Source organism: Bacteroides fluxus YIT 12057, from assembly GCF_000195635.1.
GTDB classification, from domain to species: Bacteria; Bacteroidota; Bacteroidia; order Bacteroidales; family Bacteroidaceae; genus Bacteroides; species Bacteroides fluxus.
Genome location: NZ_GL882606.1, coordinates 91,932 through 108,534, shown reverse-complemented (window position 1 = coordinate 108,534; position 16,603 = coordinate 91,932). Strand labels below are relative to the sequence as shown.

At 42.1% G+C, this 16,603-nt stretch carries 13 protein-coding genes; 7 read left to right on the top strand and 6 right to left on the bottom strand.

Annotation, left to right across the window (positions count from 1 at the left end):
* Nucleotides 1-78 precede the first annotated feature (78 nt).
* The 3 genes from HMPREF9446_RS01175 to HMPREF9446_RS01165 all read right to left on the bottom strand — a co-directional run bounded on the left by HMPREF9446_RS01175 (nucleotide 79) and on the right by HMPREF9446_RS01165 (nucleotide 3,166).
* Nucleotides 79-615, bottom strand: a complete 537-nt coding sequence (locus HMPREF9446_RS01175) for an HD domain-containing protein (RefSeq protein WP_009123625.1) — start codon at nucleotides 613-615, stop codon at nucleotides 79-81.
* A 42-nt stretch (nucleotides 616-657) separates the two neighbouring features.
* Nucleotides 658-2,385 (bottom strand): ArnT family glycosyltransferase, encoded by a 1,728-nt coding sequence (locus HMPREF9446_RS01170; RefSeq protein ID WP_009123624.1) that lies wholly within the window; start codon nucleotides 2,383-2,385, stop codon nucleotides 658-660.
* Between the two features lie 196 nt (nucleotides 2,386-2,581).
* Nucleotides 2,582-3,166 carry an RNA polymerase sigma-70 factor gene (locus HMPREF9446_RS01165; protein WP_009123623.1) on the bottom strand — a complete coding sequence of 195 codons (585 nt, stop codon included), beginning with the start codon at nucleotides 3,164-3,166 and terminating at the stop codon, nucleotides 2,582-2,584.
* Nucleotides 3,167-3,344: 178 nt separating this feature from the next.
* On the opposite strand from HMPREF9446_RS01165, the gene HMPREF9446_RS01160 reads away from it, so the two are divergent.
* Together HMPREF9446_RS01160 and HMPREF9446_RS01155 are read left to right on the top strand one after the other, a co-directional pair.
* On the top strand, nucleotides 3,345-3,728 hold the full coding sequence (locus tag HMPREF9446_RS01160; protein WP_009123622.1) for a GtrA family protein: 384 nt from the start codon (nucleotides 3,345-3,347) through the stop codon (nucleotides 3,726-3,728).
* Nucleotides 3,729-3,805: 77 nt separating this feature from the next.
* Nucleotides 3,806-4,756, top strand: coding sequence for a glycosyltransferase family 2 protein (locus HMPREF9446_RS01155; protein ID WP_009123621.1), 951 nt, complete (start codon nucleotides 3,806-3,808; stop codon nucleotides 4,754-4,756).
* 12 nt (nucleotides 4,757-4,768) lie between these two features.
* On the opposite strand, the gene HMPREF9446_RS18580 is transcribed toward HMPREF9446_RS01155, so the two are convergent.
* Nucleotides 4,769-4,924 (bottom strand): hypothetical protein, encoded by a 156-nt coding sequence (locus tag HMPREF9446_RS18580; RefSeq protein ID WP_009123620.1) that lies wholly within the window; start codon nucleotides 4,922-4,924, stop codon nucleotides 4,769-4,771.
* A gap of 20 nt (nucleotides 4,925-4,944) precedes the next feature.
* Complete coding sequence (locus tag HMPREF9446_RS01150; RefSeq protein WP_039968223.1) at nucleotides 4,945-5,898, bottom strand: transporter; 954 nt, start codon at nucleotides 5,896-5,898, stop codon at nucleotides 4,945-4,947.
* 163 nt (nucleotides 5,899-6,061) lie between these two features.
* Here HMPREF9446_RS01150 and HMPREF9446_RS01145 point away from each other — a divergent pair, with 163 nt between their 5' ends.
* From HMPREF9446_RS01145 to dnaA, 3 genes are all read left to right on the top strand, one after another.
* Complete coding sequence (locus tag HMPREF9446_RS01145) at nucleotides 6,062-7,294, top strand: N-acetylmuramoyl-L-alanine amidase family protein (protein WP_009123617.1); 1,233 nt, start codon at nucleotides 6,062-6,064, stop codon at nucleotides 7,292-7,294.
* A gap of 14 nt (nucleotides 7,295-7,308) precedes the next feature.
* A complete protein-coding gene (locus HMPREF9446_RS01140) occupies nucleotides 7,309-8,202 on the top strand; it encodes an MlaD family protein (RefSeq protein ID WP_009123616.1) in 894 nt (297 codons plus the stop codon).
* A gap of 351 nt (nucleotides 8,203-8,553) precedes the next feature.
* Nucleotides 8,554-9,951 carry a chromosomal replication initiator protein DnaA gene (dnaA, locus tag HMPREF9446_RS01135; protein WP_009123615.1) on the top strand — a complete coding sequence of 466 codons (1,398 nt, stop codon included), beginning with the start codon at nucleotides 8,554-8,556 and terminating at the stop codon, nucleotides 9,949-9,951.
* 123 nt (nucleotides 9,952-10,074) lie between these two features.
* Here dnaA and HMPREF9446_RS01130 read toward each other — a convergent pair whose 3' ends face one another.
* On the bottom strand, nucleotides 10,075-10,809 hold the full coding sequence (locus HMPREF9446_RS01130) for an NADPH-dependent oxidoreductase (RefSeq protein ID WP_039968207.1): 735 nt from the start codon (nucleotides 10,807-10,809) through the stop codon (nucleotides 10,075-10,077).
* A 341-nt stretch (nucleotides 10,810-11,150) separates the two neighbouring features.
* Here HMPREF9446_RS01130 and HMPREF9446_RS01125 point away from each other — a divergent pair, with 341 nt between their 5' ends.
* Nucleotides 11,151-13,688 (top strand): adenosylcobalamin-dependent ribonucleoside-diphosphate reductase, encoded by a 2,538-nt coding sequence (locus tag HMPREF9446_RS01125; RefSeq protein WP_009123613.1) that lies wholly within the window; start codon nucleotides 11,151-11,153, stop codon nucleotides 13,686-13,688.
* Between the two features lie 130 nt (nucleotides 13,689-13,818).
* Complete coding sequence (locus HMPREF9446_RS01120) at nucleotides 13,819-16,509, top strand: 4-alpha-glucanotransferase (protein WP_009123612.1); 2,691 nt, start codon at nucleotides 13,819-13,821, stop codon at nucleotides 16,507-16,509.
* Nucleotides 16,510-16,603: the final 94 nt, after the last annotated feature.

The window sequence follows — 16,603 nt, the reverse complement described above, 5'->3', positions numbered from 1 at the left end:
ACTTTATAGTTTACGCTTGAAGGGGCAAAAGTACGTAATTTATACGGATAATTTCCCTTTTTAAAGAAATTTAGATTGCTACAAGAGATGTTCGCACCAACAGTCAAAACGTCGCAACCCCGCTGCACCATAACGTTCCAGGCTCTTTCGAGCTTTCTCCACTGTTTTTTCTTTATCCAAACGTGTCTTCGAATAGAACTTATCGGCAAAACAGATAACCTGTTCTTCCAGACTGACCGGAACCATTTCACGATGCGGTACCGGTAATTGCTGCGCAAGAATCTCTTCCAAAGAAAGCCCCGCTCCTGTATGGCGCTCACAAACCAATGCATGGCGCGGATAACCTTCATTACGCATCAAATCCGCTCCTAAATACCCGTGGCAGATATACGGCTTGTCACCGAAACAACGAATACCTTCGGCATCTGTTAGAAAAATACCAAGGTCGTGCAGCATGGCTGCCTCATACAAGAAGTCCTTATCCAGAGACAGTTCCGGATGCTTGTCGGCAATCCACAAAGATTTATCCGCGACGGAACGGCTATGGACTAACAGAATATATTTCAGTTCGTTCTCCTCCGGATAATATTTATTAATGATTTCTATTGGATTCACTTCACTAATTTTAAGTTATTCTTTATGTCCGAAAACCAAGTGTCAATTACCTGTTTCCATTTTTCTGAACTTATACAGGCAAATCTCGTCACGTATATCACAACTGCGCCTTTCCGTACGGAATACTTTTTCCAGTTGATATGCCTTGCCCAATTCTTCCAGCATCTCTTCTTCCAGTCTTTCCGGAACCAGCAGATACCCTTCACCGGCCGGTTTTTCTTTTTCAATATGCCGCATCCGATCATTCAAATAATAATTGGCACAATAAAAGCTCATATCCGAATAAGAATAAACCGTACCCTCCGGAATATATGTATTGACTCTATCCGCCAAATTCTTATCCGATTTCACAGCCAATACAGTAGGCTGATAGACACCGTCCAACGCAACAAACAGACAAAGCATACAACCTGCAATACCATACAACAGAGAACGGGTGTCGGCATGCTTAACGACCAGGCGCAAGGCACATACAGCCGCAATGACAGGAAGCGCAACCAACAGCCACTGAGGCACGGACAATGACACGTCTTCCAGTGCATGCATAAAAGCTATATTTTCAGCGGAATGACGTCCCGTTCCCCATACACTGTCAGGAATCAGACCGCAGCGGACCGCTATAAATACAATCGTCAACAATAGTCCCAAAGAGGCAAAAATAACCGAGCAAATTTTAAAGACTTTTGCGCCACGCTGCACCAAAGCCAACAAATATTCAGCAATCATCACTGCCATAAATGGATAGATAGGTAATAAGTAAACGCTCCGCTTACTCTTGGGGATACAATAGAAAATAAAAATAATCAGAATGACCAACCAAGTAAACAGTTGCACCGGAGACTGATTACGGAAAGCCGTCCATGCCTTCCCCAACCTTTGCACAAGCCCCTCACCTTGTGGCAAGCAACTCATAGTCTTCCATTTCAACCCAAATAAGGAAATAAGCAAAACCAACGTCCAAGGTATCCACCCCCAAATCAACGTTAAAAAATTATACCAAATGGGATTTTCATGGGATTCATAGGACATTTTATGGAAAAAACGTCCGGTATTCTCCTCAAGCATTAAATCTGAGAACTCTTTTCCTCCTTGTTGGTAAGCCGCCCAAAACCACATTCCCAATGGTACAAGCGAAAGCAATCCAATCCCCGCCAACGAAAAAAACGTTTTGGCGAACGACCGGCCACGCATCAATTGAAAAACGCCGATGACCAAACAAGGGAAAATAGAGCCTACCGGCCCTTTAGTCAGTGAAGCACATCCCATTAAAACAACTGCCAGCCAAGGAATTCCCCGGCATTCCTTTTCATCCCATCGATACAACAGACAGAGCGAAATAACAATCAACGACACCTGCAGCATGTCCAACCGACAAGCAACTGCCGCACGATGCACCTCAAAAGAAGATAAAAGAAGAACGGAAGTAAGAACAGCAGTTTTTACATCTTTACGTTTGGCAACGAATGCAAAAAACACCAACTGCATAACTAAAAAAGAAACAGCAGACGGAAGCCGGGACGAAAATTCCGTCACCCCTCCCAAAATGGCAGAAAAAGCAGCTATTGACCAATAAAGGAAAGGAGGCTTATAAGCCATATCCGTTCCATAGTTCAAGGGAAGTATCCAATTGCCACTATCCAACATAGATACCGCTACAATCGCTTCACGGGGTTCTCCTTTGGAATAAAAAATAGTCTCCCCCAAAAAAGGGATAATCACAAGTACACTCAACAGTGCAATAAACCAGAACGCCTTCTTTCTGTCTGACATATATCTATTCGTTTTTTATTTATACTTTCAGTCTGCAAAAATAGGAATAAAAAACGGATTATTAGAGCCTTTAATTAACTATCTGGCAATATCGATTCCTGTTTTCTTTTGATACTGGGAGATTCCGATTTAATTCTTTATCAAATAAAAGGCCCAATGTCATATCATACCATATCCGAAGAGACATAAAGAATGCTCACAAAAAGAATAAGCATAAGACGGGAAGATAGTCTTTCAAATTTACACGCAAGCTTTTTAAAGCCTTAATTATATGATATTCCACACCTTTAGATGTAAAATTCAATCTTTTAGCGATTTCCCCTTTAGGCAGATTCTGATAACGGCTCATCAAAAACACATTACGCGTCCTGTCAGGCAGGGCATTTAAGGTATCACGGATGATATACTCTATTTCTTTCGAATAAATATTCTCAGGCTCACAAGACCCCAAAGCTGAAATCCTAGCATTCCTCCCTCCCATGCCAACATCAGACATATTGGCTAAAGCTTCCTGACGAATGACTTCATGCCGTAAAAAATCAATAGACTTATTCTTTACAATAGACAATAAAAAGGTAAGAGGATGACGAATTTCATTCTCTCCCATTATTACCCAAAGCTTCACTAAAGCATCGGACGCAATATCCTCGGCGACATATTGATCGCGCACATATGACTTAGCAAACAAATATGCCTTTTTATAATATAACTGATAATATTTTTCTAGATTCAACCGATTAGATTTACCCACAAGAATAGTCCCATTAACCATATTCATCATTAAAACAATTAATGCTTTACATATATTATTATGTTTGTTTAAAGAATAAGTCGAGCGCAAATATAATATAAAAGAGAGGTTAATCAATACTTAATTCTATCTTTTAACTAAAAACAAAATCACTCCATACAAATTATTCCGCAACAATACCTAACTTTGCCGCCTCAACAAATAATCCATGGAACTAAAGAAATTGAAACAATTACCGGAATTTATCCGTTTTGTCATGGTGGGGATCATTGCCACCATCTTTCATTACGGAATATACTTTTCGTTGCAATGGATTATCAATGTAAACATAGCTTATACTTTAGGTTACATTCTTAGTTTTTTTGCCAACTTTTATCTGACTGCCTATTTCACTTTCAACCAAAAGCCCTCCTGGAAAAAGGCTTTTGGCTTTGGCGGAGCACATTTGTTCAATTATCTCCTGCACATGGGATTGCTGAATTTCTTTTTATGGACAGGCATTTCCAAGCCCCTGGCACCCGTTCCCGTATTCGCAATAGCTATTCCTGTCAACTTTTTATTGGTCAGATTTGTATTTAAGAGAAACGTTTGACTATTTTATGCTAAAATAATCCTAAACTGCGGCAAAAGTAATATATTTGCGAAGTATTTGCCAGACACCTAATTATAATGAAGAAAGTAACCCTATTAATCCCTGTTTACAATGAAGAAGCCATGCTTCCTTCGCTCTATGGACGTCTAATAGAACTCATCAATCGAAATGATATGTATGAATGGGAAATCCTGTTCATCAATGACGGAAGCTGTGACGGAACCTTGGATTGCCTTCATCGGTTACGGCAAGCAGACCAACGGGTTAACTATGTAAACCTATCCCGCAATTTTGGCAAGGAAATCGCTATGCTGGCTGGTTTCGACTATACCACAGGAGACTGCTGTGTAGTAATGGATGCCGATCTGCAAGACCCTCCCGAACTGGTAGATCAGATGTTGCAATACTGGGAAGAGGGGTACGATGACATTTATGCCAAACGTCGTAACCGCGGTGAAGAAAGCTGGTTGAGACGCCGGTTATCTCTTGCCTTTTATAAGATACTCCAGAAAATGAGCCGGATAGACATCTTACCGAATGTAGGAGACTTTCGTTTGTTAGACAGACGTTGTGTACTGTCTCTCCGCAATTTACGTGAACACGAGCGTTATACGAAAGGACTGTTTTGCTGGATTGGCTACAAGAAAAAGGGGATTGAATTTGACCGGGGAGATCGTTTGGCCGGACATTCTTCATGGAGTTTCTTCAAGTTGCTGAATCTCGCCATCGAAGGAATCACATCCTCTTCAACCGCCCCGTTGCGCATAGCTACCGTATGCGGCGTATTGGTTTCTTTTTCCAGTTTCATTTACGCCATCTATTTCTTGATTAAAACAATATTATACGGTGACCAAGCCGCCGGTTTCCCGACATTGATTGTCGTTATTCTTTTTCTGGGCGGTATCCAGCTCTTCTCATTAGGTGTGATAGGTGAATATATAGGACGTATCTTCAAAGAAACCAAGGGCAGGCCAACTTATATCGCATCAGATTATAATGAAACAAAATTGGGATATGACCAGCATTAGGCCATAACCGCCCTATCCGTCATACCCTTTCTGCGAGATAGTATCGCAGCCATCTACATTCATTCCTACAAATAACGTCCGGTCTCCCTCTTCACCGAAATCAACAAAACGGATTATTCGGCTTATCTGAACAAACTGTTTGCCTAAGGGAAACAAAGTGTTTGCCATAGCGAAACAAAGCGTTTGGCTTATTGACACTCATTCTTTCTCTTTTTCCACAACTGCCACGAGTTAATTATGTTTTGCCATAACACATAAGAGCCAGGTCCTACAGCAGACAAAGGATTGAGATAAGTATATGCCATCCAAATGGCAAGCACCGTATTTTTTTGCCCCAACGCCTGTCCACCGCTAATGCGTTCCTTATAATGCCCTCCTATCCTTTTTCCTAAATAAAATTGTATGCAACAAGTTACTAACCCGGCCAAAGCAATCAACACTTCTACAAAAACAGGAGCCTCACTATTCACCAATGAACGTACAGTCTGTCCCGAAACAATGGCAAGCGCCACAGCCCACAAATAAAAAGCAGCATCATGAAAACCTACTAAAAAACGGTGAACCTTGGGTGCAAATACACGTAAGAAGCAAGCCAAAAAGAATGGAAATAACAATAGAGGGAATACCTTACTTAATATCTTCAAAAAAGCGATGAAAAAGGTAAGATCCGCATTCGGTTCCACTAAGGGAAATACCAACGGGACAATTAGTGCCGCCAAAAAATTAGATAACAAAGTATAGGTAGTCAGGCTTGATGCACTTCCCCCCAATTTACCGGTAATGACTGCTGCTGCAGTTGCAGTAGGGCAGACAAGACAAACCATTGCTGCTTCAAAAATTTCCCGATAAGTTTCTTCCATGGGACAAAATACCAATAACGCTGCCACTATCAGACAGGAAAATGTCTGAAACATCAACAGCCACCCATGCCAGTATTTCGGTTTCAAATCACGTACTTCCATCTTACAGAAAGTAAGCAGTAATTGAGCAAAAATCAGAGTCGGAGTCAAAAAAGAAACCAGTCCATTTATATAGGGTTTGGCAGGAGATAAAAAAGAGACCTTTGCCAAAAAGAAATATCCTAAAGTGCCGGCAATCATTGCGAAAGGCAATGTCCAGTTCTTCAAAAAACGAAGAATCATACCCATCTATTTTTTTAATACCACTGCAAAGGTACGGATATTATCAGAAAAAGAATAAAGAAATAAAAACTAAATCCAACGAAAAAGAACGCAAAAAGTACAAAACTTAAAGGCAAAGTATGAGTTTTCTATAAATTTCCACTACATTTGCAACAATTTTTATATGAAACTATATAGACGCTACATATTATACATCAGTGTATGCTTAGGGCTGCTTGTCTTTCCTTTCTGTATCGGCAGCGCTGAAGCAAAAGACTTTATTGTCGTTATTGACGCCGGACACGGCGGACATGACCCCGGCGCTATTGGCAAAATCTCCAAAGAAAAAAACATAAATCTGAATGTAGCACTAAAACTCGGCAAATTGATCAAAAACAACTGTCCGGATGTGAAAGTTGTTTATACCCGTGACAGAGATATTTTCATTCCGCTTGACCGGCGTGCAGAAATAGCCAACAATGCCAAGGCTGATTTATTTATCTCTATACATACCAACGCATTGGCCAACAACAGAACAGCCAAAGGTGCCTCAACCTGGACATTGGGTCTTGCTAAATCAGATGCCAACCTAGAGGTAGCCAAGCGTGAAAATTCTGTTATTTTATATGAAAGCGACTATAAGACGCGCTATGCCGGATTCAATCCTAACTCAGCGGAATCATACATCATCTTTGAATTCATGCAGGACAAGTACATGTCCCAAAGTGTACATCTGGCTTCGCTTGTACAAAAACATTTCCGTAACACCTGCAAACGTGCAGACCGCGGCGTGCATCAAGCAGGTTTCCTTGTACTGAAAGCCAGCGCCATGCCTAGTATATTAGTGGAACTTGGATTTATTTCTACTCCGGAAGAGGAACGCTACTTGAATACAGAAAACGGAACAGCTTCCCTCGCCAACGGTATTTTTCGTGCATTCCTGACTTACAAGCGTGAACAGGAAATTCGCCTAAACGGAAGCAGCAACACCATAACGCCGGAAGAAGTACCTGTTCCTGCTGAAACCGCCAACTCTCCAGCCTCCAAAGTTGAAAAAGAAAGGGGTTCCCTGGAAGAGCCAAAACCGGAAGTGCAACGTCCTCCCAAAAACGAAAAGGACGCCGTTGCCCAAACAGGACCAAGCGATATTGTGTTTAAAATACAAATCCTCACCTCTTCCCGTCCTTTAGCCAAAAACGACAAAAGGCTGAAAGGTCTGAAAGGCGTTGATTACTACAAAGAAGATGGAATCTATAAATATACTTATGGTGCTTCACCTGATTATAACAAAGTATTACGAACCAAGCGCAGCATCACTACACAATTCAAAGATGCTTTTATCATAGCATTCAAGAACGGTGAAAAGACCAATATCCATGCAGCCATCAACGAATTTAAAAAGAATAGAAACAAATAACAACAAAATATATCATGAAGTATATCACTAAAGAAGTCAGAATAGGAATCGCAGGCATAGCCGCCCTCTGCATTTTAATATATGGTATCAATTACCTGAAAGGTATCAACATGTTCAAGCCTTCCAGTTATTTCTACGTGAAGTTCCAGAACGTTAATGGGCTAACTAAATCAAGCCCGGTTTTTGCCGATGGTTTCCGTGTAGGTATCGTGCGCGATTTGTATTACGACTATACCCAGCCGGGAAAGGTGGTCGCTGAAATTGACATTGATCCGGAATTACGTATTCCCAAAGGCAGTACAGCCGAACTAGCTGCTGAAATGTTGGGCGGTGTCAAGATGAACTTATTGCTCGTAAACAACCCGCATGAAAAATACCAAGTCGGCGATACCATCCCCGGTACCCTCAACAATGGAATGATGGAGAAAGTAGCCAATATGATGCCGCAAGTGGAACAGATGTTGCCTAAATTAGACTCCATCCTTGCTTCATTAAACACCATCCTTGCAGACCCCTCCATTCCTGCCACCCTGCATAACGTACAGGCGCTAACAGCCAACATGGCCGCTACGACCCAGCAATTGCAGGTACTTATGAAAAACGATATCCCGCAGCTAACAGGTAAATTAAATACCATAGGAGACAATTTCATTCTCATTTCCAACAATTTGAAAGAGATAGATTATGCTGCAGCCATGCAGAAAGTAGATTCTACATTGGCTAATGTAAAAATGATTACAGACAAATTGAACAGTAAAAACAATACCATAGGACTTTTATTCAATGACCCGGCTCTTTATAATAATTTAAACGCCACGACATCCAATGCTGCCAGTTTATTGGAAGACTTAAAATCACATCCGAAACGCTATGTCCATTTTTCTTTATTTGGTAAAAAAGACAAGTAGAAAAAGTGATTATATAGATTACGTCTAAATAAACAGCAGAAAAAACAAATTGAAAGGAAAGTGCTTAATACCTCTATCTAGAGAATGAAAAAGGGGTTTCCATTCTCAGGCCACAAGCCATAAAAAAGAGTTAAAAGCAGCATAATAATCACTATAAATCAAGACATTAGACAAATGCAACAGTAAGCAATCAGGGGTATTTTCTATGCTGTTTGATAAGTGATTGAAAGTAAAGCGCTTATTACTTTATAGAAAAATGCAAGAAAAACGCCATTTGTTTTTCTCAAATAAGATTGCCAATTTTGCATGCGTAGAAGTTTTGCTTAATTAATAAATGTATCTGTAGCCGTTATGAGTGAAATAAATCATGTCGGGCTGTGGAATCGCTGTCTTGAAATTATTAGAGACAATGTTCCGGAGCAGACATATAAAACATGGTTTCTCCCCATCATTCCTTTAAAATATGAGGACAAAACGCTAGTCGTGCAAGTGCCTAGCCAGTTCTTCTATGAGTTTTTGGAAGACAAATTCGTAGATTTGTTACGCAAAACTCTTTATAAAGTCATTGGCGAGGGGACTAAATTGATGTATAATGTAATGGTGGACAAAAGTTCCCGTCCGGAGAAAACGATAAACTTGGAATCCACACACCGCACCATTATAGCCCCACAAAAACCGGTTATCACCAAAGCCATTCCAGAAATTCCAATTCCGGAACTTGATCCGCATCTGAATCCGGAATACAATTTCGAGACATTCATTGAAGGATACAGTAATAAGCTATCGCGCAGTGTGGCAGAAGCCGTCGCTTTAAATCCGGCCAAAACGATATTCAACCCTCTATTCCTGTACGGCGCTTCGGGGGTAGGCAAAACTCACCTTGCCAATGCCATAGGAACCAAAATCAAGGAATTATATCCTGAAAAACGTGTATTATATGTATCTGCACACTTATTCCAGGTTCAATACACCGACTCTGTACGCAATAACACGACCAACGACTTTATTAACTTCTACCAAACCATTGACATATTAATCATCGACGATATTCAAGAATTTGCAGGCGTTACCAAAACACAAAACACATTCTTCCATATCTTCAATCATTTGCACCAGAACGGCAAACAACTCATCTTGACCTCAGACCGTGCCCCCGTATTATTACAAGGGATGGAAGAACGTCTCATCACACGCTTCAAATGGGGAATGGTGGCCGAGTTGGAAAGACCGACAGTAGAACTTCGCAAGAATATCCTGCGCAACAAGATACATCGTGACGGTTTACAGTTTCCACCGGAAGTAATCGACTACATCGCAGAGAATGTAGGAGACAGCGTACGTGACCTGGAAGGCATTGTTATCTCCATCATGGCACATTCCACTATCTACAATAAAGATATTGACCTGGAATTAGCGCAACGTATTGTTCGCAAAGTTGTCAACAGCGACAGCAAGGCAATTACCGTTGATGACATCATCAACACCGTATGCAAGCATTTCGGTTTGGAGACAGCTACAATTCATACCAAATCAAGAAAGCGCGAGGTAGTGCAGGCACGACAGATAGCCATGTTTTTAGCCAAAAGCTACACGGACTTCTCTACAGCCAAAATCGGAACGTTAATCGGGCATAAGGACCACGCAACCGTACTTCACGCCTGCAAAACAATCAAGGAACTGAAGGAAGTGGATAAAGCATTCCGAGCGGAATTCGATGAAATTCAAGCTGCATTAAAGAAAGGTAACTGAATGTAAACAGATACTGTCATCCTAAACTTGCCGGAGCTCCTCTTCCCTTTATCTTAAGAAAGAAAACGCCTCAGCAAGTTTAGTATGGCTAAAGAAGACTATCATACTTTTATTTGCCTATCTTTAAAACCCTTGTTTCTTCATTACTTTCCAGAGATTCTCAGACATTGCTTCACTGTCCTTCTTCGTATAGCGTACATCTGTAAAGACTTGAGCCAATGTTTCTTTATTGTTGTCCGATACAAACTGCTTATTTTCCGGGAGTGACTCCTTATAAGCATAGTACTTATTTATATCTTCCGGAGTGTAATCATGATAGGTTTCGTCGTGCACAATCGCTTCCATAGGTAAACGGTCCACCTGTTCAGGCATCTCAGCAGGCCATCCCACAGTTACAGTCGTCAAAGGAAACACCAATTCCGGAAGCTCCAAAGCCTCAACTATCATCCGAGGATTATAAGTCGTAGTCCCCAGATAGCAAATTCCCAATCCTTTTTCTTCAGCGGCTATACAAAAAGTCTGAGCCACCAATAAGGTATCTACGGCACCAGTCACAAACCACTCGAAATTATTATAACCAGGTTCAGCTTTCCGTTGCTCACACCATTTGCTAAAGCGACGCAAATCAATACAAAATGTAAGCACTACCGGAGCCGTTTGCACCATGGGTTGATTAAAATGAGCAGGGGCTAACTTTGCTTTACGCTCAGCATCACGCGTTACAATTACGCTATAAACTTGCATATTCCCTACCGTAGAGGCACGAAAAGAGGATTCAAGCAAATCATTTAACAAATCAGCAGAAATGTCTTTTTGCTGATATTTCCGTATTGTTCTCCTTTGTTTCAAACTTTCCATTCTTTCTTTTTCTTGCAAAGATATAAAAAGAATCACAGAGTGTCATTTTATGGTAAGATAAAAGTTTGGAAGACTTTCTAAAAAAGAGCAAACTTTCTATACTCATAAATTGTTTATAATTTCCTTTTTAGAGAACTTGCCTCTCTCTTTAAAGAACCAATTAATTAAAAATCAAATTATTAACATTTAGATTCAGAAAACTATCAATCGGTTAATAAAAACATTCATTTTTATTTTGTCAGATTGAAAAACATTCTCATATTTGCAAAAGCATTTGTTAGCAGTAAGTAAAGCTTCTACAAATATACTTATTTGCAACAAAATCTAAGAAACAAAGCATCGTGGAAAAAAAAACTTATTCTTATGAAGAGGCCTACGAAGAATCTTTACGATACTTCCAAGGTGACGAGTTGGCCGCTAGAGTTTGGGTAAACAAATATGCGGTCAAAGATTCTTTCGGAAATATTTACGAAAAGTCTCCGGAAGACATGCATTGGAGAATAGCCAATGAAGTAGCAAGAATTGAAGCCAAGTACCCTAACGGATTAAGTTCGGAGGAACTTTTCAATTTATTGGATCACTTTAAATACATTGTTCCCCAAGGAAGTCCGATGACCGGAATCGGTAATAACTATCAAGTGGCCTCCTTATCCAATTGTTTTGTAATCGGAGTAGATGGTGAAGCTGATTCTTACGGCGCCATCTTTAAAATAGATGAAGAACAAGTACAGCTGATGAAACGCCGTGGAGGCGTGGGACATGACTTGTCGCATATCCGCCCGAAAGGTTCTCCGGTAAAGAATTCCGCATTAACTTCTACAGGTTTGGTTCCTTTCATGGAACGCTATTCAAACTCAACCCGTGAAGTAGCCCAAGACGGTCGTCGTGGAGCATTAATGTTGAGTGTCTCCATCAAACATCCGGACTCCGAGGCATTCATTGACGCCAAAATGACGGAAGGGAAAGTGACCGGAGCCAATGTATCCGTGAAACTTGCCGACTCATTCATGCAGGCCGCCATTGAAGGCAAACCATACACGCAACAATACCCGATTGATGCGGAGGTCCCTGTTTTCAAAAAAGAAATCGACGCTTCCGCCTTATGGAAGAAAATTGTGCATAACGCATGGAAATCCGCAGAGCCCGGTGTACTTTTCTGGGATACTATCATAAGAGAGTCCGTGCCCGATTGCTATGCGGATTTGGGTTATCGTACCGTATCCACCAATCCTTGCGGTGAAATTCCTTTATGTCCGTATGATTCATGCCGCCTGCTTGCCATTAATTTATACTCTTATGTAGTAAATCCATTCAAGCCGGATGCCTATTTTGATTTCGAACTATTCGAAAAGCACGTTTCACTGGCACAGCGTATCATGGATGACATCATCGACCTGGAATTAGAGAAGATTGAACGCATCATGGAGAAAATCGATTCTGATCCGGAATGTGAAGACGTGAAACATACAGAACGCATCCTGTGGCAGAAAATATACAAAAAGAGTGGCCAAGGACGTCGTACCGGTGTCGGCATTACAGCTGAAGGCGATATGCTTGCGGCTTTAGGGCTGCGATATGGGACAGAAGAAGCTACTGAATTTTCAGAAAGAGTACATAAAGCGGTTGCCCTTAATGCTTATCGTTCCTCAGTAGAAATGGCGAAAGAACGCGGTGCATTCGAGATTTATGATACCGAGCGCGAGAAAAACAACCCGTTCATCAACCGTCTGCGTGAAGCTGATCCGGAACTGTACGAAGAAATGAAAAAGTTCGGCCGCCGCAATATCGCCTGCCTCACCATAGCTCCGACGGGTACTACCAGTTTGATGACACAAACCACCTCAGGTATCGAGCCTGTATTCTTACCGGTATATAAACGCCGCCGCAAAGTCAATCCGAACGACACCAATGTTCACGTTGATTTCATAGACGAAACCGGTGATGCATTCGAAGAATATATCGTTTTCCATCCCAAGTTTGTAACTTGGATGGAGGCACAGGGCTACAACCCGGCCAAACGCTATACTCAAGAGGAGGTTGATGCAATGGTAGCGAAATCACCTTATTATAAGGCAACTTCCAACGATGTAGATTGGCTGATGAAAGTCAAGATGCAGGGACGCATCCAGAAATGGGTAGATCACTCCATCAGTGTAACCATCAATCTGCCGAATGATGTAGATGAAGATTTAGTCAACCGCTTATATATAGAGGCATGGAAATCCGGTTGTAAAGGATGTACGGTTTATCGTGACGGTTCCCGCTCAGGCGTGCTTATTTCCACCAAGAGCGACAAGAAAGAAGGTCTTCCTCCATGCAAGCCGCCTACGGTTGTCGAAACTCGTCCTAAAGTATTGGACGCAGACGTGGTACGTTTTCAAAACAACAAAGAAAAATGGGTGGCATTTGTCGGTTTACTGGACAATCATCCTTATGAGATTTTCACCGGTGTATTGGATGATGATGAAGGTATCATTCTGCCAAAGAATGTAACCTCCGGCCATATCATCAAGAATATAGATGAAAATGGCAATAAACGCTATGACTTCCAGTTCGAGAACAAGCGCGGCTATAAAGTCACCATTGAAGGATTGTCCGAAAAGTTCAATAAAGAATATTGGAACTATGCTAAACTGATTTCCGGTGTATTGCGTTATCGCATGCCTATTGAACAGGTTATCAAATTGGTCGGTTCATTACAATTGGATAGCGAAAACATCAATACCTGGAAAAACGGTGTAGAACGTGCCTTAAAGAAATACATTCAGGACGGCACGGAAGCCAAAGGCAAGAAATGCCCCAACTGCGGCAACGAAACTTTGGTTTACCAAGAAGGTTGCCTCATTTGCAAGACCTGTGGCGCCTCCCGTTGTGGATAAGGGTCAAACAAACACAAACGTTTGCATAGGATTTTAAATGACTTGAATAACAATAGCTGCATGATTATGAAGAATAATTTCTATACTTGCATAATCATTGCAGCTATTGCTATTTATAAATCTAATATATATGACACTATCATTTAATATCGAGTATCGCACCAGTTGGGGTGAAGAAGTCAGAGTTCTAGGTTCCATTCCCGAACTCGGCAACAATGAATCCGACAAAGCTATCGCTCTCAGTACAATCGATGGCATACACTGGAGTGCCAAAGTAGGTATCCAGATACCGGAGAACGGTGTTATTCAGTACAGTTACTATATTTATCGCGATGGCAAATCCATACGTACGGAATGGGACAGTCTTCCCCGTACGCTCTATGTCACAGGCTCTTCAAAGAAGAACTATCGCATAGAAGATTGTTGGAAGAACTTGCCGGAACAACAATATTTCTACTCTTCTGCTTTCACAGAATCCTTGTTGGCACACCGTGAACGCAGTGCCGCCCCCAAAGGACACAAAAAAGGACTGCTGATAAAAGCATATGCGCCCTGCATCGACAACGAACATTGTCTGGCAATTTGCGGCAACCAGAAAATATTGGGTGACTGGGATCCGGACAAGTCCGTCCTGATGAGTGACGCCACTTTCCCTGAATGGCAGATAGAAGTGGATGCAGGCAGGATCAATTTCCCGCTGGAATACAAATTCATACTTTATAACAAGAAAGAACACCGTGCCGTAGCTTGGGAAAACAACCCCAACCGCTATATGGCCGATCCGCAAATAGATACGAACGAAACCTTGGCAATTGGTGACCGCTACGTATATTTCAGCCTTCCGTCCTGGAAAGGAGCCGGGGTAGCCATTCCTGTATTCTCCCTCCGCTCTGAGAAAAGTTTCGGAGTAGGCGATTTCGGTGACTTGAAGCGTATGATTGACTGGGCAGTCGCCACCCGTCAAAAAGCCGTACAGATTCTGCCCATCAATGACACGACAATGACCCATACATGGACAGACTCTTATCCCTACAACAGCATCTCCATCTACGCTTTCCACCCGATGTACACGGATTTAAGGCTATTGGGGAATTTAAAAGACAAGAGCCTGATGACAGCGTTCAACAAGCGCCAGAAAGAACTGAACGCCTTGCCTACAGTAGATTATGAAGCTGTAAACCAAACGAAATGGGAATATTTCCATCTCATCTTCAAGCAGGAAGGTGAAAAGGTCCTGTCCTCAAAAGCTTTCAAGGAATTTTATGAAACCAATAAAGAATGGTTACAGCCATACGCTGTATTCAGCTATTTACGGGATGCCTATAAAACACCGAATTTCCGTGAATGGCCTAAATACAGCACTTACGACGTAAAAGAAATTGAAAAGTTGTGTGAACCGGAATCAGCTGATTATCCTCATATAGCCATCTATTATTACATCCAGTTCAACCTGCACCTGCAACTGCTTGCAGCTACTGAACATGCCCGTGCCAATGGGGTGGTACTGAAAGGTGACATTCCTATCGGCATCAGCCGCAATAGTGTGGAAGCTTGGACAGAACCCTACTATTTCAATCTGAACGGGCAAGCCGGTGCTCCACCCGATGATTTTTCTGTAAACGGACAAAACTGGGGGTTCCCCACTTACAACTGGGATGTTATGGAACAAGACGGATATGCTTGGTGGATGAAGCGCTTCCGTAAAATGTCCGAATACTTCGATGCCTATCGCATTGACCATATCCTTGGTTTCTTCCGCATCTGGGAGATACCGATGAACGCCGTACATGGTCTGTTGGGACAATTTGTGCCCGCATTGCCTATGACACGTGAGGAAATAGAAAGCTACGGACTGGCATTCCGTGAAGAATTCTTAAAGCCCTACATCCATGAATATTTCCTCGGACAGATGTTCGGTCCCCATACCGACTATGTAAAACAGACTTTCATCGAACCGACCAATACGTACGAAATCTATCGGATGCGTCCGGAATTCGATACCCAGCGCAAGGTAGAAGCTTATTTTGCCGGTAAGACCGATGAAGACAGCATTTGGATCCGTGACGGATTGTATGCACTGATCAGTGATGTTTTGTTTGTGCCCGACCGCACAGATTCCCATAAATATCACCCGCGTATCGGTGTGCAACACGACTTCGTTTACCGTGCTCTGAACGATTGGGAAAAATCGGCTTTCAACCGCCTGTATGACCAGTACTATTATCATCGCCATAATGATTTCTGGGGCGAACAAGCCATGAAGAAGCTTCCCCAACTCACACAATCTACACGCATGCTGGTGTGTGGAGAAGACTTAGGCATGATTCCCGACTGTGTGGCATGGGTAATGAACGATCTGCGTATCCTATCTCTAGAAATACAGCGTATGCCGAAGGATCCATCCCAAGAATTCGGCCATCCGGACTGGTATCCTTACCGTTCCGTATGTACCATCTCCACGCATGACATGTCCACTCTCCGTGGATGGTGGGAAGAAGATTTCCAACAGACACAGAGATACTACAATACCATGCTGGGACATTACGGTACCGCACCAGCCGTGGCTACGCCCGAACTTTGTGAAGAAGTGGTACGCAATCATTTATACAGTAATTCCATTCTCAGTATCCTCTCTTTGCAGGACTGGATGTCAATGGACGGAAAGTGGCGTAACCCCAATGTGCAAGAAGAACGCATCAATATTCCTGCCAATCCGCGGCATTATTGGCGATATCGCATGCACTTGACGTTAGAACAATTGATGAAAGCAGAAAGTCTGAATGAGAAAATAAAAGGATTGATTGAGCAGACAGGCAGATAGAAAACTGCAAGAGCATACAGAAAAAGCATTTGATTCCATTTCAAGATCAAATGCTTTTTTTGCGACATGCCAGTTGTCCCCCGACCGGAAACGG

What these genes read in the sequence shown, in the direction of transcription:
- HMPREF9446_RS01170 (WP_009123624.1), bottom strand. Translation starts at nt 2,385, where the DNA reads ATGTCAGACAGAAAGAAGGCGTTCTGGTTTATTGCACTGTTGAGTGTA.
- HMPREF9446_RS01165 (WP_009123623.1), bottom strand. Translation starts at nt 3,166, where the DNA reads ATGATGAATATGGTTAATGGGACTATTCTTGTGGGTAAATCTAATCGG.
- HMPREF9446_RS01160 (WP_009123622.1), top strand. Translation starts at nt 3,345, where the DNA reads ATGGAACTAAAGAAATTGAAACAATTACCGGAATTTATCCGTTTTGTC.
- HMPREF9446_RS01155 (WP_009123621.1), top strand. Translation starts at nt 3,806, where the DNA reads ATGAAGAAAGTAACCCTATTAATCCCTGTTTACAATGAAGAAGCCATG.
- HMPREF9446_RS18580 (WP_009123620.1), bottom strand. Translation starts at nt 4,924, where the DNA reads ATGGCAAACACTTTGTTTCCCTTAGGCAAACAGTTTGTTCAGATAAGC.
- HMPREF9446_RS01150 (WP_039968223.1), bottom strand. Translation starts at nt 5,898, where the DNA reads ATGATTCTTCGTTTTTTGAAGAACTGGACATTGCCTTTCGCAATGATT.
- HMPREF9446_RS01145 (WP_009123617.1), top strand. Translation starts at nt 6,062, where the DNA reads ATGAAACTATATAGACGCTACATATTATACATCAGTGTATGCTTAGGG.
- HMPREF9446_RS01140 (WP_009123616.1), top strand. Translation starts at nt 7,309, where the DNA reads ATGAAGTATATCACTAAAGAAGTCAGAATAGGAATCGCAGGCATAGCC.
- dnaA (WP_009123615.1), top strand. Translation starts at nt 8,554, where the DNA reads ATGAGTGAAATAAATCATGTCGGGCTGTGGAATCGCTGTCTTGAAATT.
- HMPREF9446_RS01130 (WP_039968207.1), bottom strand. Translation starts at nt 10,809, where the DNA reads ATGGAAAGTTTGAAACAAAGGAGAACAATACGGAAATATCAGCAAAAA.
- HMPREF9446_RS01120 (WP_009123612.1), top strand. Translation starts at nt 13,819, where the DNA reads ATGACACTATCATTTAATATCGAGTATCGCACCAGTTGGGGTGAAGAA.